Here is an 18090-nt window from a genome sequence, read left to right on the forward strand (position 1 = left end):
CGCAGCTGCCGCGCCGTCACCGTGTCACCGTCGGCCACCCGGGCACGCGGGCGTGTCGGTGAACACCACCCGGCTGCTGTCTTTTGGCTCCAATTGCCTCCGGATGACTCCCAGTTGGTATGGACATGACTGCCGAGCCGCTCTTATGCTCCGCCTGAACTCATCGTGAGAGCGCTCTCATCCCCCCTGTTCCTCCCCACCCCGATGGAACGACAGAAAGGGCCCTGCCGTGAGACGCAGAACCGGAGTCCGCATCGCCTTCTCCTCCTTGCTTCTGGCCGGCACCTGGGCGAGTGCCTCGCTCGCCCCCACCGCGATCGCCGCCCCCGCACCCGCCGCTCCCCCGGCATCCGCGGGCATGCTCACCGCCCTGCAGGACGACCTCGGACTCACCGCGAGCCAGGCGCGCGCCCGCCTCGCCGCCGAGAAGAACGCGACCCGCGTCGACCGCGCGGCGCAGCGGGCGGCCGGATCCACGTACGCCGGATCCTGGTACGACGCCGACACCGGCAAGCTGACCGTCGCCACCACCAGCGCGGGCAGGACCGACGCCCTGCGCGAGACCGGCGCCACCGTCCGCGTGGTCCGCCACAGCGCGAAGGAACTGGACGCCGCCAAGAAGCGCATCGACTCCCTGTCCGCGCCCAAGGGCGTCAGCAGCTGGCACGTGGCGCCGCGCAGCAACAAGATAGTGGTGAACGTCGTCGCTGCTCAGAAGGACGACAACGATGTCCGCCGGTTCGTCGACCGGGCCCGGAAGGCCGGTCCCGTCCAGGTCGAGACGGTCGGCAAGGCTCCCAGCACCTTCGCCGCGGGCACCGTGGGCGGCGACCCGTACTACACCGGCAACGTCCGCTGTTCCATCGGCTTCTCGGTGCACGGCGGGTTCGTCACGGCGGGCCACTGCGGGCAGGCGGGCGCCGCGGTGCGCGGCTGGGACAACTCGCCCATCGGCAACTTCCAGGGCTCCTCGTTCCCCGACAACGACTACGCGTACGTCAGCGTGGGCAACGGCTGGTGGACCGTCCCGGTGGTGCTCGGCTGGGGCACCGTCTCCGACCAGCTCGTCCGCGGCTCGGCGGAGGCACCCGTGGGTGCGTCGATCTGCCGCTCCGGCTCCACCACGCACTGGCACTGCGGCACCGTGCTCGCCAAGAACGAGACCGTCAACTACAGCCAGGGCGCCGTCCACCAGATGACCAAGACGAGCGTCTGCGCCGAACCCGGCGACTCCGGCGGCTCGTTCATCAGCGGCGACCAGGCCCAGGGCGTCACCTCTGGCGGCTGGGGCAACTGCAGCGGCGGCGGTGAGACCTGGCACCAGCCGGTCAACGAGATCCTCGGGCGCTACGGGCTGACCCTGCACACCGCCTGACGGCGCCGGACCGCGCCGGGCCCGCGAGAGGGTCCGGCGCGTACGCCGCTGCGGTGAGTCCTGGCGCCTGTATGGCCCTAACCGGGTTCACCGCACGCGCCCCGGAGGAAGGACTGCGGCTGCCACTGCCAGGAACGAACCGGTCCCGGGACCACGCGTTCGGGGACGAACGGAGAACCACGATGACTGCTAGGGCCCGCAGCCGCGCCCGCATCGGCACGCGTCTTCTTGTCACGGTCGCCGTGGGCGCGCTCACGACGGGAGCCGCACTCCCGGGCGCACCGGCGGACGCCGGGGCCCCGCCGCTGGAGCGGTCGCCCTTCACCGGAACGAGGGCGGACCAGGGCCCGGTGCTCGCGGTGAAGTTCGACAACGCGCGCATGGCCCGGCCGCACACCGGTCTGGCACAGGCGGACATCGTCTACGTGGAGAAGGTCGAGGGCGGCATGAGCCGCCTCATGGGCGTGTACTCGAGCCGCCTCCCCCAGGCCGTCGGCCCGGTGCGCAGCGCACGGGAGTCCGACGTCGAGCTGCTGCGGCAGTTCGGCCGCCCGGCACTCGCCTACTCGGGGGTGCGCAGTTCGCTCCACAAGATGCTCAAGCAGTCACCGCTGTACGTCCGCCCGCACGGCCGTGTCCCCAGCGCCTACTTCCGCGACGGCAACCGCCCGGCCCCGCACAACCTCTTCGTCCGCCCCCAGGCCCTGCTGCGCTCGGCCCCGCGGGCCGACCACCCCACCGACATCGGCTTCCGCTTCGGCCCGGCCCCGGAAGGCGGCACTCCCGCATCGGTGCGGACCGTCCGCTACTCCTCGGCCAGCCACACCTTCAGCTGGTCGCCCCAGGAGCACCGCTGGCTCGCGTCCTTCGACGGGGCACCGGCCCGCAGCACCTCGGGGGCGCGCCTCGGGGCGAGGACGATCGTGATCCAGCACGTGGACATGCCGCCGTCGCGCTACAAGGATGTCAACGGCGCGGCGACGCCGTACATCAAGACGGTCGGCAGCGGCAGGGCGACCGTCCTTCGGGGCGGCAAGGCGTACCGGACCCACTGGAAGCGGTCGAGTCCCGAGGGCGGCACGTCGTTCACGCTCTCCAACGGCCGGCGGATGCCCTTCGCTCCCGGGCAGGTCTGGATGGTCTTCGCGGACCGCTGAGCCACCCCGGCCGAAGGCCCCTGACAGGCCCCTAACAGGCGTCGGCCCGGTGACCGTGTTCGGTCACCGGGCCGACGGGGGTGCTCCGCACGGAGCGTCAGATGCTCAGCCGCGTACGGACTCGAGCTCCCTTTCCGGGTCCTCCTGGTGCGCCGTGGGGTAGTCGCCGAGCTGCTTGTGCAGCTTCTCCCCCTCGACGTCGACGTTCGGCAGCGCGCGGTCCAGCCACTTCGGCAGCCACCACGCCTTCTTGCCGAGCAGGGCGAGCACGGCCGGGACGATCGCCATGCGGACGACGAAGGCGTCGAACAGGACGGCGATGGCCAGGCCGAAGCCCATCATCTTGATCATGTCGTCGTTCTCCATGATGAAGCCGGAGAAGACGCTGATCATGATGACCGCCGCGGCGGCGACGACCCGTCCGCCGTGTGTGAAGCCGGTGACGACGGCCTCGCCGGGGCGCGCCCCGTGGACGTACGCCTCACGCATGCGGGTCACGAGGAAGACCTCGTAGTCCATGGCGAGACCGAAGACCACGCCGATCATGAAGATCGGCATCATGCTCATGATCGGGCCCGGCTGGTCCACGCCCACGATGTCGGCGAGCCAGCCCCACTGGAAGACCGCGACGACGGCGCCGAGCGCGGCGGCCACCGACAGGAGGAAGCCGAGCGCCGCCTTGAGCGGCACGAGGACCGAGCGGAAGACCAGCATCAGGAGCAGGAAGGCCAGGCCGACGACGAGTCCCAGGTAGGGCAGGAGCGCATCGTCCAGGGTCTGCGAGAAGTCGATGGTCATGGCGGTCGCACCGGTGACCAGGACCTCGGAGCCCGTCTTGTCGCCGAGGCCGTCGACGGTCGAGCGGATCTCCTTGACGATGCCCTCGGTCTTGTGGTCGCTGGGACCGGTCTCCGGTACGACGTTGAAGATCGCGGTGTCGTCGGACTTGTTGCCGTTCGCCGGCGTGACGGCGGCGACGCCGTCGATCTTGGCGATCTCCTTGCCGACGGTGCCGGCCGCGGCGGCCGCTCCCTTGTCCTTGTCGGTGTCGACGGTGACCATCAGCGGGCCGTTGAAGCCGGCCCCGAAGGACTCGGACAGCATGTCGTACGCCTTGCGCTGCGTGGTGTCCGGCGCCGACGTGCCCTCGTCGGGCAGGCCGAGCTCCAGGCTGGTGGCCGGTACGGCGACCGCACCGAGGCCCACAACGGCGAGCAGCAGGACCGGGACCGGGCGGCGCAGCACGAAGCGTGCCCAGCGGGTGCCCAGCTTCGGCTTGGCGTTCGGGTCGCGCAGTTCACTCGCGGGCTTCTTGCGGTCCTTGCGGCGCAGCACCTTCTTGCCCGCGAAGCCGAGCAGCGCGGGGATCATGGTGAGCGCGATGAGGACGGCGACGGCGACCGTGCCGGCCGCGGCCAGGCCCATCTTGGTGAGGATCGGGATGTTGACGATCGCGAGGCCGGACAGCGCGACGATGACGGTGAGTCCGGCGAACACCACGGCGGATCCGGCGGTTCCGGTGGCCCGGCCCGCGGCCTCCTCCGGCTCCCGGCCGTCGGTGATCTCCGCCCGGTAGCGGGAGACGATGAACAGGGCGTAGTCGATGCCGACGGCGAGGCCGATCATCATCGCGAGCGTCGAGGTGGTGGAGGAGAGATCGAGGACGCTGCCCAGGGCCGCGATGCCCGAGACGCCGATGCCCACGCCGATGATGGCGGTGAGGAGCGGCATGCCCGCGGCGACCATCGACCCGAAGGTGATGATCAGGACGACCGCGGAGACCGCGATGCCGATGAGCTCGGCGGAGCCGCCCATCTCCTGCTCGGCCATGACGGCGTCGCCGCCGGTCTCGACGGTGAAGCCCGTCTTGCGGGTGTCGTCGGTGGCCTTGGTGAGCGCGTCACGCGCCTTGTCGGTCAGCTCGGTGGCGGCGACCTTGTACGTGACGGACGCGTACGCGGTGGTGCCGTCCTTGCTGACGGCTTTCGCCTTGTACGGGTCGGCGACCTCGGCGACCTGCGGTCCTGCGCCCAGGGTCTTGACCAGCTTCTCGACGTCGGCCTTGGGGCCGGACTGGGTCAGCTTCTCCCCGTCGGGGGCGCGGATGACGACGCGGGCGGTGGCGCCTTCGGCGCTGGCCGCGGGGAACTTCTCGTCGAGGAGGTCGAAAGCCTTCTGGGACTCGGTCCCCGGCATGGAGAAGGAGTCTTCGGGCGGTGCGGGTGCGGCGGACGCGGAGAAACCGACGCCGGCCAGCAGCACCACCCACATCAGTGCCACATAGCGGCGTCGCCGGAAGGCGAGGCGGCCCAGTTTGTAGAGGAACGTAGCCACGGCGAAAGGGCTCCCGTCGGGAATCGGCAGGCGGAACAGGCAGGGACAGGCAAGGCAGAGGCGACTCCCCGTCGTCACATCAGTGCACGTCAGGGCGATCAGCAGGTTTCCCCTCCATAGTCCGGGCGGGAACCGGCCCGGAAGTCAGACTCAGAGTCGGACTATCGGCCCACGGCCGCTGTAGTGCCGTGCACGCTGGGTCATCCTCGGGGAGGAGATGTGGTCAGGATGTGTAGACCCCACATCCGACCGGCGATCACCGGAGGCTTCGCCTCCGTACCGTGGGACACCTGTTCACCACAGAACAACTCGCCCTCATACCACCTCAATAGGAGAGATAAGGTGTCGAGTCAGCTCTCAGATACTTGTCATCACCATCCAGGAGAACCTTCGTGACTCTTGCCATCGCGCCGTCTGAAGCCGCCGACTCGTCCGACGACACCTCCGTGGACGACCCCGCCTCGGGCACGTCGGCCGACGTGCCCGAGGCGGTGGCCCGGGACGCCCGCGAGTTCGGTGCCTACGCGCGGACCGGCGGCTGGGCCTTCGCCCTGAAGGTGGCGCGCAGCGTGCGCCCCGGCGGACAGGGTGCCGACGAGACGCCGAAGGTCTCGGCGAAGGAGTTCAGCGAGCTGGCCGGCTGCTCCGCCGAGCGCGTCATGCGCTACTACAAAGCGTGGGACAAGGCCGCTGACGACGGCCTCGTACCCCACTTCGAGGCGCTCACGCCCGGCGAGGACATCGAACTTCCCGACTCCGACGTCTGGTTGACGTACTACGCGTCCCGCTCCAGCGCCCTCTCCCCGCGCGGCACCGCGATCACGGAGGCCGCCGAGGCCGAGGGCATCCGCCCCACCAAGGCCCTGGAGGTCGCGGAGAACCCCACCGCGCTGCGGGCCGCGATCCTCGCCGACCCCGGGACCGCCGAGGCGGCGCGGCGCGCGCTGATGGACCGGCTCGACGACGACCCGGCGCTGCGCACCGAGCTCGTCCGGGACATCGTGCGGGCCGATGACCTCAAGAAGGCGGTCGCGGCCGAGGCCAAGGCGGGCGACCGCGTCGACTACGTCCGCCAGATCGTCGACAAGGGGCAGGTCAAGACGCCGGCGGGCCAGCTGATCGACGCGCCCGCCGAGCTGAAGGAGGAGGCCGAGCGCCACCTTTCCCTCATCGACGAGCTGGACGACGGCGAGGACTCCGGCGAGTGGGCCCGCGAGGCGTACGACACCGTGAAGGACCTGGTCGCCCAGACCGTCCAGAGCGACCCGCAGCTGCGGGTGCAGGAGCGCCGCGCGAAGTTCTACAGCAGCCTGCAGAAGGCGACGAAGGTCTTCGAGGAGCTGACCTTCGACGACGCCGAGGTCGACGACATCTACGAGGACGACATGCTGCTGCGCCTGGAGGAGCTGCAGAAGTCGATCGCCGCGTGCATCACGGCGCTGCAGTCGGCGACGGCGGGTTCGGCTGCCGCCGGTTCCGCCACTGCTACTGCCACGGCCGCCGCCACCGTCACCGCGGCTGCTGACGCCGTCGCCGTCTTCGACGACATGCCCGTCTTCGACGACACGGCCACCGCCGCGCAGGACGCCACCCCGGACGCCGGCTGACGATCGCGGACCCTCCGCTCTCCCGTACATCCCGATGATGACCATGGCCCTGTCCGTAGCCCTGGAGTCGTACGGCATGACCCACATGCGGAGGGATTCGCCGCACCCCGCCTGGCTCGTAGCTTCTTGATCAACGTACGGAGACCGACGTACGGAGTTGATCGAGAGGTCATGAATCTATGCACGGCAAGGCATTCGCGCCCGAATATCAGGGCGAGTTGGGCGCGTCACTCGGGGTGAACTCCTCCTACGAGGAGGTGCTGACGGCGGCGGACCGCGCCCTCTCCCAGGCGGACACCGCACTGGAGAGGGCGCGCGCAGCCCTCGCCCTGGCCGAGGCCAACCGGCGCCTCGGCCAGGTGGACGAGGCGGGCTCCGCCTGGCGGCAGAGCTACCGCAGCGCACGCGTCGCGGGGGACGCGGGCGCCATGGCCTGGGCCCTGTGGAGCGGCGGCACGCTCGCCCGCCAGTGCGGCCAGCTGCGGCTCGCCCGACGGCTGCTGACCTGGGGCGTCGAGCTTGCCTCCGACAGCGGCGAGCGGCTCGCGCACGGTTACGCGCTCGCCGGGCTCGCCGAGACGGGGCGCATCCAGGGGGACTACGCGGCGGTGGCCGCCCTCCACGAGCAGCTCCTGGAGCAGGGCCGGGCACACGGCGAGGCACGGCACATGGTGTGGGCGATGTCCGGCATCGCCCAGATGCGGCGCAACACCGGCGACTACGCCGAGGCGTTAGAGCTGTTCGAGGAGTGCGTCAGGATCTCGGCCCACGCCCAGGACGCGCGGGGGCGCGCCTGGTCGCTGCGCGGAGTCGCCGATGTCCTGTCACTGCGGGGCGAGACGGAGAAGGCCCTCGACCTGCTCTCCGAGGCGGAGGTCATCTGCCGCGCCATGGATCTGGCGAGCGCGCTCGCGTACAACCACAAGATGCGCGGCAATGTCCTGTACCGGCACGGGAGTTACGCCGCCGCCCGCGAGATGTACGCCGTCGCCCTGGAGGAGTTCGACGCCATGCGGGAGCCGCGCGGGGTGGCCCTGTCCCGGCTCGGCCTGGTCAAGTCGCGCGCCCGGCTCGGCCGCGACCGGAGCGAGACACTCGCCGAACTCGCCGAGCTCGAAGGGGACTTCGCGCGTATCGGGCTGCGGCAGGCGCGGGAGGCGGCGATCGAATTCCGGAACGAGACGGTCGCGGAGTTCAGCATGACGTGACGCCGGGGCGTCGAGGCCCCGGGGTGTCACTCCGTCGGCGTGATGCGGATCCCGATCGTCCCGCTGGTGCCGCGCCGGAGCTTGCTGCCGAGCAGGGTGAGGCGGCCGATCAGGCCGTACTTGCGCACGATGAGGGTGCGGTAATGCGCCGTCACCTCGGGATCACAGATCTCCGCGGTGGCGGGGACCTGTTCGCCGGTGGGGTTGCCCCGCAGGTCGCAGGGGCCGATCAGGACATCGGCGCGATTGCGGATCCGCTTGACCTTCCAGGAGTCCGTGACCGTCCAGATGCCCAGCGCGTCGCCGTCCTCGACGACCCAGACGGGGGTCGGCACCGCGGTGCCGTTCTTGCGGTAGCTGCTGACCAGCAGGTACTTCCCGGCGCCGAGCCCGGGCTTCGCCACCTCGTCCACTTGACCGCTCCAGACATCTTGTTGACTCAACCACGACCCCCGACGGTGCGGATGTTACTCGCGATCACGCTCGCTCCGCGCGGGCGAGTCACGGACGCGGGCGGCCACGGCTTCGAAGAAGACCCAGCCGTCCAGCTCCCGCTCCGACGGCTCATCGGGATGCCACCCGTGAGCCATCGCCGCGTCGAGCAGCGCCCTGGCGGTGCCGGGTTCGTGCAGGTTCAGGAAGTCGCCGCTCTCCGTGGTGCCGACCGCCCCGGAGTGCAGAAAGCCATCGGGCACGAGCCTGCCGGCACCGTCCCGGAAGAGAATGCGGAGCCGCCCCCGTGCCTGGAACCGCCGGACGGCGAGGACTTCGCAGCAGTCTTCGTAGCCTCCACCGGGCGGCACGCGGTGGGTGTGGCTCACGGACCAGAGGAAGACCTCCCCCTCGACGACGAGACGTCGGGGCTTCTTCTCGCTGCGCGGCATCAGCAGACCGTACCGGGACGCGGTGCGCCCGCGGGAACCGGGCCGGGCCGGGTCCCGCGGGCGCGTGGTGCGTGAGGGTCAGGCGCCCCAGGTGCCTTGGTCGACGGAGCAGTTCCAGCCGGTGCCGCGGACCGCGAACTTCACCTTGTACGTCCTGGTGTTCTTCAGGGTCGTCGCGACCCTGACACCGAGGCTGGCCTTGCCCTTCAGGTTGTTGTCGTAGACCGAGACGGTCTTCGAGGTCCTGTGCGTGACCTTGCCGCCCTTCGCCTTCGCCGTGCCGAAGCGGATGTTCTTGACGTTCGTGACGGTGAAGGTGACCTTCTTGAAGCTCTTGGTGCTCTTGTTCTTGAGTCCGAAGTAGAGGCCGCCCTTCACCTTCTTGTCCGGGGTGATCTGGAACCGGGAGGTGTAGACGATGTCGATCGGGCAGGCCGCGCTCCGTGCCGAGGCAGCCGCACCCTTCGGTGCCTTCGGTGCGTCCACCGCCGATGCGGATCCGGCCAGGCCGAGCTGAGCGGCCGTAAGGGCTCCTGCCGTGCCCAGGACTGCTGCGGTCGTACGTATGCGGTTCATCAGGCTGATACCTCTCCCCCTGCGACCCTTGCGGGTCCAACTTTCAGATTGATGCCATGCGTTCGCACAAGGGCGTTCATGTCCCTGTGCCGACCGTATTTTTAGCAGGTGATCGGACATGCGGGGACATCAGGTTGCCCAAGAAAGGGAAGGGGAAGTGCCGCGGCCTCTCGGGGTGAGGCCCGAAGCGCCTCGATTACGGCCCGGCGGCCCTCACATCGGCGGTGGCGCGGGCGCGGGTCCCAGCGTCGTCGTGCCCGGGGTGGCCCGGTGGGCGAGGCCGGTGCGGTAGGTGTCCAGGGCGGCTTCCGTCCGTCCCGTGCGCCGGAGCAGATCACCGAGGAGGCAGCACAGGTCGGCCACGTCCCCGGCCGCGCCCGCGCGTTCGAGCAGCGGCAGGGCGGCGCGGTAGTGCTCCTCGGCGGCCTCCGTGTCAGCGCACTCCTCCGCGATGAGGCCGAGCAGCCGGTGCGCGGCGCCCATGTGCACCGCACTGCGCCCGGCCCGCAGCGCCGGGACCTCCGTGGACTCCGTGCCCGCGGCCAGCAGCGGTCTCAGCAGCGCCTCGGCCTCCCTGGTGTCGCCGCGCCTGCGCAGGACGTCCGCGAGTTCCACCTCGACCTGCTCGGCGTAGAGCGCGGCCCGCTTGGCGGTGAGCATGGCGTGCGCGGTGCGCAGTTCGCTCTCGGCGCGTTCCAGGTCGCCGTCCTGGGCGTGCACATAGCCCCGCATCCAGTGGCAGTGGGCGAGTTCGGTGCGGATGTGCAGCTGCTGGTAGAGATCCTGGGCCCTGGCCAGCGACGCGTCGGCCTCGGCGATCCGGCCCTGGGCGATGAGCGTACGGGCGACCCCGCGGTGCATCCCGGCGAGCAGGGCGGGATCGTCCACGCGCGGCGCCAGCGCGAGAGCCAGTTCGGCGGCGTGTGCGGCGCGCTCGTGTGCGCCCATGTCCATGTACGGGGCGATGGATGCCGAGTAGAGGAGGAGCAGCGCGTCGGGGTCGTGCAGGCCCGCGGCGTTGAGCTGGTCGAGCGCGGTCTCCAACAGATGGCAGGCATAACGGAGTTCGCCCATGAGGCGGTGCGCGTTGGCGCGACCCCGGATGGCGGGGACGCGGCGCGGGAGCGGCTCGTCGGCGAGCAGTCGCTCCACCGAGGCGAAGCACGTGTGCGCGTCGTCGAGGTCGCCGGATTCGAGGAGGCAGTCACCGAGACCGAGGAGCGCGGCTGCCTCCTCCCCCGGCAGGGCGTGCTCGACGGCTTCGGCGCGCAGCGCGCGGAAGAGGGCGGCGGCGTCCTCGGGGGATCCGGTGGCCAGGGCGCGCCGCGCGTCGGTGAGGCGCAGGCGCAGCTCGGCGGCGAGGCGGGCCGGGCGTCCCGTCGCGAGCTCCTCCGGGGTGACGCCGAGCCGCTGGGCCAGGTGCCGGAGGGCGGCCTCGGACGGCCGCACCTTGCCCGACTCCAGCGTGGAGACGTAGGCGGGCGTGTACGCGGGCTCGGCCAACTGCCTCTGGGTGAGCCCGAGTTCCGTACGCAGCCGCAGGACGCGGCGCCCGATCGTCGCGGGCTCGTTCAGCGGTGCGCCGCCGGATCCCTTCTCCGTCATCTCTCCCCCTCCTTGCGTCTCGGCCATTGCCTGACTTCCCCGCAGCCCCTACATTGAACCGCGCCTTAAGCTCCCTTAACCCCCCACTTATATCGCGGACTTGACGTGACTCGACGACTCCACGACTCAGTGACTCGACGACTCGGTGACTCGGTCCGCGCCAACGCTCGGGAGATCATCCATGCGTAGACACGCTTCCCGTATATCCGGCATATCCCGCAAGCGGCTCGCCGCGGCCACCGGTGTCGCTCTGGCCGCGGCGCTCGCCGTCACCGCGCCGGTCGCCGCGGGCCAGGGCCAGGACGGCGCCGCGCAAGCCGCCCAAGGTGCCGACAGCGTCAAGGTCGAGTACTTCACCGGACCCGACGGCCACCCCCGCCACACCGAAGTCCCCGCCTCCACCTCGCTCAACAGGAAGGAGCGGGCCACGATCAAGGACGACGGCGACGTCCTGCCGATCGTGGAGGCCGGAGCGAGCGACACCAAGGTCGACGTCGTCTTCATCGGCGACGGCTACACCGCCGCCCAGCAGGAGGACTTCCACGCCGACGTGCGCACCAAGTGGAAGGAGATGGCCGCCGTCGAGCCGTACGCCCAGTACCAGGACCTGTTCAACGTCTGGGCCGTCGACGCCCACTCGCAGGACTCCGGCGTCTCGGGCGACCCGACGAGCGACGTGCACAAGAACACCGCCCTGGACTCGGCCTTCTTCTGCGACGGCACCGAGCGGCTGCTGTGCGTCGACACCAACAAGGTCGAGGCGTACGCGAGCAAGGCCGCCGACCCCGATCTCGTCATCGTGCTCAGCAACTCCACCAAGTACGGCGGCGCGGGCTACAACGACATCACCTCGCCGTCCGGGTACGACGGCATAGGCACCGCCTCCTCCGACCACCCCGACTCGGATCAGGTCGCCGTGCACGAGACCGGCCACTCGTTCGGCAAGCTCGCCGACGAGTACTGGTACGACGAGAGCACCTACACCGGCCCCGAGCCCGGCGAGTCCAACCTCAGCAAACTCAGCGCCGACGAGATGGCAGCCCAGAAGGTGAAGTGGCACCGGTGGCTCGGCCAGGAATCTCCTGACGGCGGCTCGGTCGGCGCGTACGAGGGGGGTGGCTATCACGGGCACGGTCTCAACCGCCCCACCGAGGACTCGATCATGCGCACCCTGGGCCGTGAGTTCAATCTGCCCGGACGCGAGGCGATGATCGCGGGCTTCCACCAGCACGCGCCCGTCCTGACCTCCGCCACTCCCACGGACCGGAAGGTGCGCGGCACCGAGCGGATCCACGTCAAGGCGTCCTCCCACGCCCGACTGCGCTGGTACGTCGACGGCCGCGAGGCACGGAAGGCCCGGGACGCGGCCGGCGTGACCCTCAAGTCCCTCCGGGTACCGGCCGACGGCCGCGTGCACACGGTCACGGCACGCGCCACCGACCCGAACAAGGCGGTCCGCGCCCCGGAGCTGCGCAAGCTGATGACCCGTTCGCTCAGCTGGCAGGCCACGCGCTGACCACCCGCCGATCACGCGCTGAGCGCCCACTGAGCACCCGCTGGCCACACGAGGCGGTCGCCGCAGGCACGATGACCTGCGGCGGCCGCTTCGGTCGGCCGGCGCGCGGTCAGGAATACTTCGGCCATGACCACGCATGCACAGCAGCAGCCACGGGAGGCGGTGGCCCCCGCCCCCGAGTGGGCGCTGCGGACCGCGGAGCCCGCCGACGTCGAGCCCATAGCCGAGCTGCGCGCTACCGTGATGCGCCCGGATCTGGAGCGGCTCGGCCGGTTCGACGAGGACCGGGTCCGCCAGAGGTTCCGGAACTCCTTCTCTCCCCTGCACACCTCGGTCATCGTCGCCGACGGCGCCCTCGCGGGCTGCGTCGCCCTGCGACCGGCCGAGGACTGCCAGTGGCTCGAACACTTCTACCTCGACCCCGCCCTCCAGGGCCGGGGCCTGGGTTCGGCCGTGCTGCGCGCGCTGCTAGACCGGACCGACGCCGCCGGCGACCCGGTCCGCCTGAACGTCCTGCAGGGCAGTGCGGCCCGACGTCTCTACGAACGCCACGGTTTCAGCGTCGAGGACGCCGAGGACGCCGAGGACGCCGAGGACGCGGACCCGGTCGACGTGTTCATGGTCCGGCAGCCGGGCTGACCGCTTCGGACCCTCGGGGCGCACCACCGCGTCAGGCACTGAATTGGCCCACACTCACCACCGATAAATGGTCCACAGGGCCGACCATTCGGCTGGCTAGCCTGCTCTCATCAGCGAAGGAACGGCCCAACGGCCGCCTACTCCGGGAGCGTTGTGCCGCTTCAGATCCTGCCGCCGGCCGGAGCACCACGCGTGCTCGCCGCCGCCCAGCTGAGCAACTCGCTCGGCGACGGCGCCTACTACGTGACCTCTGCCCTGTACTTCACCCGCGTCATCGGCCTCTCCCCCACACAGATCGGGCTCGCGCTCACGGTCGCGTGGGCCATCGGCTCCGTGACAGGCGTTCCGCTGGGCGCCCTCGCCGACCGGAAGGGACCGCGCGGCACAGCGGTGCTGCTCGCCCTGGCCACCGGCGCGTCGGTCGCCTCCTTCTTGTTCATCCGCTCCTTCGTCGCGTTCCTCCTCGCGGCCTGCCTGTACGCCGTCGCCCAGTGCGGGCTCGCCGCCGCCCGGCAGGCACTGCTCGCGGGCCTGGTGACCCCGGCGGAACGCACGGGCGCCCTGGCCCACCTCCAGTCCACGCTCAACGCAGGTCTCGCCGTCGGTGCGGCCATCGGCGGCATAGCCCTGAATTACGACACGCACGAGGCCTACCTGGCGGTCTTCGCGCTGGACGCGGCCAGCTTCCTGCTCTGCGCGCTGGTGCTGCTCCGGCTGCCCGCGGTACCGAGGTCCGCGGCGCGCGGGAAGGGTGAGCCCCGCCTGGCCGTGCTCCGCGACCGGCCGTACGCCGTCATCACCGCGCTCAACGCGGTCCTGCTGCTGCGGATGCCGCTGCTGAGCCTGGCGATTCCGCTGTGGGTGGTGGATCGGACGGACGCGCCGAGCTGGCTCGTATCGGCGCTCTTCGTCCTCAACACCCTTGCGGTGATGGCTTTCCAGGTCCGCATGGCCCGTGACGTCGACGGACCGCGCACGGCCACGCGTGCGGTGCGCCGTTCCGGGCTCGTCATGCTCGCTTCGTGCGCGGTCTTCGCCCTTTCGGCCGCGGGGCTTCCGGTGTGGACGACAGTGGCCGTCCTGGTGGCGGGGGCGGTGCTCCAGGTCATCGCGGAGATGCAGCAGTCCGCCGGTTCCTGGCAGATCAGCTTCGACCTGGCGCCCGCGCACCAAGTGGGCCAGTACCAGGGCTTCTTCGGCACCGGGGTCCCCGTCGCCCGTACGCTCGGCCCGCTCCTGCTCACTTCGCTGCTCGTGGTCTGGGGCGTGCCGGGCTGGCTGCTCCTCGGCGGGATCTTCCTCGGGGCGAGCCTCGCGATGGGCCCCGCGGTGCGGTGGGCGGAGCGCGCGGGGTCGGTCGCGGATGCGGGACAACGGATCGAGTCACCCCGCCCGCTGGCCAGTGAGGGATGAGGAATGGGGATCGGCCGGGACCGCGGCGGAGGGGCGTATATTCATCGGCCACCTACCGCACTCCGACTCCGGCTCCGACTCCGAGGAATGGGTTCTCTGTACATGGGCGACGTCGTGGAGATCGATGAGGCACTGGTCCGCTCCCTGCTCCATGAGCAGCATCCGGACCTCGCGGGCCTCGACCTCCACGGGACGGTGCGCGGCTGGGACAACCAGCTGTGGCGCCTGGGCGAAGACCTGGCCGTACGGCTGCCGTGCACGGACCGGGCCCCGGACCTGCTCCGCAAGGAGCACCAGTGGCTCCCTGCCCTGGCCCCACGCCTGCCCCTCCCGGTGCCGACCCCCCTGCGGATCAGTGAACCGTCCACCCGCTTCCCGAAGCCCTGGACCATCGCGGCCTGGGTTCCCGGTGAACCGGCCGACCGCACCACCATCAGCCGCGGCGACCACGCGGCCGACACGCTGACCGCGTTCCTCGGGGCACTCCACGTGGAGGCGCCCGCCGACGCACCGGTCAATCCGACGCGTGGCCTTCCCCTCAGCAATTACGCGCACGGATTCGTCGAGGGTCTTGAGGCCGCCGCAGCCTTCAGTGACATTCCCGCCGCCGTACGGGACCTCTGGGAGGACGCCGTCTCGGCCCCCGGTCCGGCGGGCCCTCCGGTCTGGCTGCACGGTGACCTGCACCCCGCGAACGTCGTCGTCTCCGGCGGAACACTGTCCGGCGTGCTCGACTTCGGTGAACTCTGCGCCGGCGATCCCGCGACCGACCTCTCGGCCGCGTGGATCCTGCTTCCCGCAGGCGCGGCGTCACGGTTCCTCGACGCGTACGGTCCCGTGGACGAGGCGACCGTACGACGCGCTCGCGGCTGGGCCGTGCTCCGCGCCATCGGCCTCATCCACATCGGCCGCGCCGGGGAGCAGGGGCTTCCCGGCGGGAAGCGGACCTGGGGAGTCGCGGGCCGGGCCACGCTCGACCGGGTCCTTGCGGACTGCTGACGCTTCGGTCACGCGGACGGGAGGGACGGCCGCCTGTATCTTCCCGCTTCCCCGATTCCCGCTTCCGTCTTCGGCTTCCCGATTCCGATAAAATCTCGGCCTGTGCCGAACATCCGCCACACTCCTCGTGCGACCACCGGCCTCCTCCCTCTCCGTGCGGGCGCGGAGGTCGACGCGCACCGCCACGACGAGCACCAGATCGTGTACGCGGGCCGGGGCGTCCTGTCGGTCACCACCGACGCGGGCAGTTGGGTCGCCCCCGGGACGCGGGCCATCTGGGTCCCCGCGGGAACGGTCCACGAGCATCGCGCGTACGGCGACACGGACCTCCACCTGGTGGGCCTGCCGGTGCCGGACAACCCGCTGTGTCTGACCGGGCCTGCCGTCCTCGAAGTCACCCCGCTGCTGCGCGAGTTGATCATCGCTTACACGGGGCAGGCCGAACCGCACCCGGGCAGTGCCGCCGAGCGCCGCCGCCTGCGGGCCGTTCTGCTCGACCAGCTCCGCCGCTCGACCCAGCAGCCCGTCCACGTACCGGCGGCCCGTGACCCCCGGTTGGTCGCGGTGTGCGCCGTCCTGCGTGCCGACCCGGCGGACCCCCGGACCCTGACGCAGCTCGGCGCCGCGACCGGGGTCAGCGACCGCACCCTGACCAGGCTCTGCCGGGCCGAACTCGGCATGAGCTTTCCGCAGTGGCGCACGCAGCTGCGCCTGCACCACGCCTTGTGTCTGCTGGCCGACGACACCCCGGTCACCGTGGTCGCGCACCGCTGCGGCTGGGCGTCGAGCAGCGCCTTCATCGATGTCTTCCGGCGGGCCTTCGGCCACACACCCGGCGCTTGGCGGGCGCACAACTGACCACGGCCGCGCCCTGCACATCGCGACACACCCTGGGTCGCCCTAGCCCTGGGCACGGACCGCCGGATTCACTTCGACCCGTGTCGTACGGAAGCGCGCGGCGTACGCGGACGGCGTCGTCCCCAGGTGGCGGGCGAAGGCCCTGCGCAGGGTCTCGTCGCTGCCGAGGCCGCTGCGCTCGGCGGCGCCGGTGACGCTCGCCCCGCGTTCGAGGAGCATGCGGGCGGCCTCCAGCCTGAGTGACTCCACGTACGCGGCCGGGGTGCTGCCGAGCTGCCGCGTGAAGAGACGGGTCAGGTGTCGGGGGCTCACGGCGGCCCGCCCGGCCAGGGTCGCGAGGCGGTGGTCGGCGGCCGGGTCGGCGGCGATGGCGTCGAGGAGCGGGCGCAGCACCGGATGACTGGTCGCGGGAGCACGCGATGCCGCGGAGAACTGCGACTGCCCGCCGGGTCGCTGGAGGAAGACCACGAGATCACGGGCGACCCGCCGTGCGATGTCGGGGCCGTGGTCCTGCTCCACGAGGGCCAGGCAGACGTCGATGCCCGCGGTGACCCCGGCCGAGGTGAGGACGGGCCCGTCCTGGACGTAGATGGCATCCGCCGTGACGGTGATGTCGGGGTACAGCCGGGCCAGCTTCGCCGCGTGCTCCCAGTGCGTGGTCGCCCTGCGGCCGCGCAGGAGTCCCGCGGCGGCGAGGGCGAAGGCCCCGGTGCACACGGCGGCCACCCGCCTTGCCCCGTCGGCCAGTTGGGCCACCAGCTCGACGAGGTCGGGCCGCTCGGCGAACGTGACGAGCTCGGCGTGCCCGGGAACGACCAGGGTGTCGGTGCCGCTCACGTCGGCCGCCGGAAGATCCGCCGCGATCCGCAGCCCGGTGGAGGTCCGGACGTCCTGCCCGTCGGGGGTGCAGACCCGCACGGTGTAGCGGCCGCCGGTGTAACGGCTCGCGGTGGCGAAGACTTCCAAGGGGGCCGCGACATCGAGGAGGCGCACGCCGTCGAAGGCGAGGACGCAGACGTGGTGGGGGCGGGGTCCGCCGGATGGTTCGCGCACGCGTCCACGGTAACGGCAGGACGTGTCCATATGTGTGGGGTACGTGTCCACAGGGACATGGCCGTGGCGGGCGTACGACGAGCAGGCTGATCCCAGGAACCGCCGGGAAGAACGCCACCCGATGCCGAGAACGACGACGACAGCGACCACGCCCACAGGAGTCACGCCATGCCTGATCACGTATCCCCCGCCCTCACCTCTTCCGCGGCCGGAGTCGCCGTGCCGGACACCAAGCTCGCCGCCGCAGCCACCGAGCTGGTGCGGGACACGGCGAGCGAGCTGATCTACCACCACTCCCGCCGCGTCTTCTGGTTCGGCAGCCTGCAAGGCGCCCGGCGGGGGCTGAGCTTCGATCCCGAGCTGCTCTACGTCGGCGCGATGTTCCACGACCTGGGCCTGGACGAGCGGTTCCGGGACAGCGGGCGCCGGTTCGAGGTGGACAGCGCCGATGAGGCCCGCCGCTTCCTGCACGGTCACGGCGTCCCGGAGGACAGCGTGCGCCGGGTGTGGACCGCCATCGCCCTGCACACCACCCCGGGCATCCCCGAGTTCATGGAGCCGGAGGTCGCCCTGGTCACCGCCGGGGTGGAGTACGACGTCCTGGGCATCGGCTACGACGACCTGTCCGCCGAGGACCGCGCCGAGGTCACCGCGCTGCATCCGCGCCCCGACTTCAAGCGGCGGATTCTGGAGGCGTTCACCGAGGGCATCGCGCCCAAGCCGGAGACCACCTTCGGCAACGTGAAGGCCGACGTCCTGGAGCACTTCGTCCCCGGCTACGTGCGCGGCGACTTCGTCGAGGTCATCCAGAACTCCCCCTGGGCGGAGTAGAGAAGGATGTCAACCCAGGGTTGACACCCACTCAA

16 protein-coding genes are annotated in these 18090 nt (G+C 71.1%); 10 read left to right on the top strand and 6 right to left on the bottom strand.

Translation table 11 applies throughout. The features are described 5' to 3' along the window. Nucleotides 1-229 precede the first annotated feature (229 nt). Complete coding sequence (locus OG302_RS05435) at nucleotides 230-1375, top strand: S1 family peptidase (RefSeq protein WP_371525673.1); 1146 nt, start codon at nucleotides 230-232, stop codon at nucleotides 1373-1375. 182 nt (nucleotides 1376-1557) lie between these two features. Next, nucleotides 1558-2532 carry a DUF3048 domain-containing protein gene (locus tag OG302_RS05440; RefSeq protein ID WP_371525674.1) on the top strand — a complete coding sequence of 325 codons (975 nt, stop codon included), beginning with the start codon at nucleotides 1558-1560 and terminating at the stop codon, nucleotides 2530-2532. A 105-nt stretch (nucleotides 2533-2637) separates the two neighbouring features. Here OG302_RS05440 and OG302_RS05445 read toward each other — a convergent pair whose 3' ends face one another. Beyond that, nucleotides 2638-4866 (bottom strand): MMPL family transporter, encoded by a 2229-nt coding sequence (locus tag OG302_RS05445; protein WP_371525675.1) that lies wholly within the window; start codon nucleotides 4864-4866, stop codon nucleotides 2638-2640. 392 nt (nucleotides 4867-5258) lie between these two features. Here OG302_RS05445 and OG302_RS05450 point away from each other — a divergent pair, with 392 nt between their 5' ends. Together OG302_RS05450 and OG302_RS05455 are read left to right on the top strand one after the other, a co-directional pair. Next, nucleotides 5259-6473, top strand: a complete 1215-nt coding sequence (locus OG302_RS05450) for a hypothetical protein (protein ID WP_371525676.1) — start codon at nucleotides 5259-5261, stop codon at nucleotides 6471-6473. A 179-nt stretch (nucleotides 6474-6652) separates the two neighbouring features. Beyond that, nucleotides 6653-7681, top strand: a complete 1029-nt coding sequence (locus OG302_RS05455) for a tetratricopeptide repeat protein (protein WP_371525677.1) — start codon at nucleotides 6653-6655, stop codon at nucleotides 7679-7681. A 26-nt stretch (nucleotides 7682-7707) separates the two neighbouring features. Here OG302_RS05455 and OG302_RS05460 read toward each other — a convergent pair whose 3' ends face one another. The 4 genes from OG302_RS05460 to OG302_RS05475 all read right to left on the bottom strand — a co-directional run bounded on the left by OG302_RS05460 (nucleotide 7708) and on the right by OG302_RS05475 (nucleotide 10746). Then, nucleotides 7708-8094 carry a PPOX class F420-dependent oxidoreductase gene (locus OG302_RS05460; RefSeq protein WP_361831174.1) on the bottom strand — a complete coding sequence of 129 codons (387 nt, stop codon included), beginning with the start codon at nucleotides 8092-8094 and terminating at the stop codon, nucleotides 7708-7710. 54 nt (nucleotides 8095-8148) lie between these two features. Then, nucleotides 8149-8565: a hypothetical protein gene (locus OG302_RS05465; RefSeq protein ID WP_371525678.1), complete on the bottom strand. Its 417-nt coding sequence runs from the start codon at nucleotides 8563-8565 to the stop codon at nucleotides 8149-8151. A 78-nt stretch (nucleotides 8566-8643) separates the two neighbouring features. Then, nucleotides 8644-9141, bottom strand: a complete 498-nt coding sequence (locus OG302_RS05470) for a hypothetical protein (RefSeq protein ID WP_371525679.1) — start codon at nucleotides 9139-9141, stop codon at nucleotides 8644-8646. Between the two features lie 213 nt (nucleotides 9142-9354). Continuing rightward, the gene (locus OG302_RS05475) at nucleotides 9355-10746 is read right to left on the bottom strand and encodes a helix-turn-helix domain-containing protein (protein WP_371525680.1); all 1392 of its coding nucleotides are present in this window, start codon (nucleotides 10744-10746) and stop codon (nucleotides 9355-9357) included. A 181-nt stretch (nucleotides 10747-10927) separates the two neighbouring features. On the opposite strand from OG302_RS05475, the gene OG302_RS05480 reads away from it, so the two are divergent. The 5 genes from OG302_RS05480 (at nucleotide 10928) to OG302_RS05500 (ending at nucleotide 16171) form a co-directional block, all read left to right on the top strand. Beyond that, complete coding sequence (locus OG302_RS05480; RefSeq protein ID WP_371525681.1) at nucleotides 10928-12262, top strand: M64 family metallopeptidase; 1335 nt, start codon at nucleotides 10928-10930, stop codon at nucleotides 12260-12262. Between the two features lie 126 nt (nucleotides 12263-12388). Next, nucleotides 12389-12901 (top strand): GNAT family N-acetyltransferase, encoded by a 513-nt coding sequence (locus OG302_RS05485; protein ID WP_371525682.1) that lies wholly within the window; start codon nucleotides 12389-12391, stop codon nucleotides 12899-12901. A gap of 153 nt (nucleotides 12902-13054) precedes the next feature. Beyond that, nucleotides 13055-14314: an MFS transporter gene (locus OG302_RS05490; RefSeq protein WP_371525683.1), complete on the top strand. Its 1260-nt coding sequence runs from the start codon at nucleotides 13055-13057 to the stop codon at nucleotides 14312-14314. A gap of 87 nt (nucleotides 14315-14401) precedes the next feature. Beyond that, nucleotides 14402-15313 (top strand): aminoglycoside phosphotransferase family protein, encoded by a 912-nt coding sequence (locus OG302_RS05495; protein WP_371525684.1) that lies wholly within the window; start codon nucleotides 14402-14404, stop codon nucleotides 15311-15313. Between the two features lie 102 nt (nucleotides 15314-15415). Then, entirely contained in the window at nucleotides 15416-16171 is a 756-nt protein-coding gene (locus OG302_RS05500) for a helix-turn-helix transcriptional regulator (RefSeq protein ID WP_371525685.1), read from the top strand. Nucleotides 16172-16213: 42 nt separating this feature from the next. Here the strand turns inward: OG302_RS05500 and OG302_RS05505 are convergent, their stop codons facing one another. Next, the gene (locus OG302_RS05505) at nucleotides 16214-17224 is read right to left on the bottom strand and encodes a GlxA family transcriptional regulator (protein WP_371525686.1); all 1011 of its coding nucleotides are present in this window, start codon (nucleotides 17222-17224) and stop codon (nucleotides 16214-16216) included. Nucleotides 17225-17392: 168 nt separating this feature from the next. On the opposite strand from OG302_RS05505, the gene OG302_RS05510 reads away from it, so the two are divergent. Beyond that, entirely contained in the window at nucleotides 17393-18055 is a 663-nt protein-coding gene (locus OG302_RS05510) for an HD domain-containing protein (RefSeq protein WP_371525687.1), read from the top strand. Nucleotides 18056-18090 lie beyond the last annotated feature (35 nt).

Origin of the sequence: Streptomyces sp. NBC_01283, assembly GCF_041435335.1 — a bacterium.
Lineage (GTDB): Bacteria > Actinomycetota > Actinomycetes > Streptomycetales > Streptomycetaceae > Streptomyces.

Excerpts from the sequence above, each read along its gene's own strand:
- OG302_RS05440 (WP_371525674.1), top strand. The coding sequence starts at position 1,558 with ATGACTGCTAGGGCCCGCAGCCGCGCCCGCATCGGCACGCGTCTTCTT.
- OG302_RS05455 (WP_371525677.1), top strand. The coding sequence starts at position 6,653 with ATGCACGGCAAGGCATTCGCGCCCGAATATCAGGGCGAGTTGGGCGCG.
- OG302_RS05465 (WP_371525678.1), bottom strand. The coding sequence starts at position 8,565 with ATGCCGCGCAGCGAGAAGAAGCCCCGACGTCTCGTCGTCGAGGGGGAG.
- OG302_RS05470 (WP_371525679.1), bottom strand. The coding sequence starts at position 9,141 with ATGAACCGCATACGTACGACCGCAGCAGTCCTGGGCACGGCAGGAGCC.
- OG302_RS05475 (WP_371525680.1), bottom strand. The coding sequence starts at position 10,746 with ATGACGGAGAAGGGATCCGGCGGCGCACCGCTGAACGAGCCCGCGACG.
- OG302_RS05480 (WP_371525681.1), top strand. The coding sequence starts at position 10,928 with ATGCGTAGACACGCTTCCCGTATATCCGGCATATCCCGCAAGCGGCTC.
- OG302_RS05485 (WP_371525682.1), top strand. The coding sequence starts at position 12,389 with ATGACCACGCATGCACAGCAGCAGCCACGGGAGGCGGTGGCCCCCGCC.
- OG302_RS05495 (WP_371525684.1), top strand. The coding sequence starts at position 14,402 with ATGGGTTCTCTGTACATGGGCGACGTCGTGGAGATCGATGAGGCACTG.
- OG302_RS05510 (WP_371525687.1), top strand. The coding sequence starts at position 17,393 with ATGCCTGATCACGTATCCCCCGCCCTCACCTCTTCCGCGGCCGGAGTC.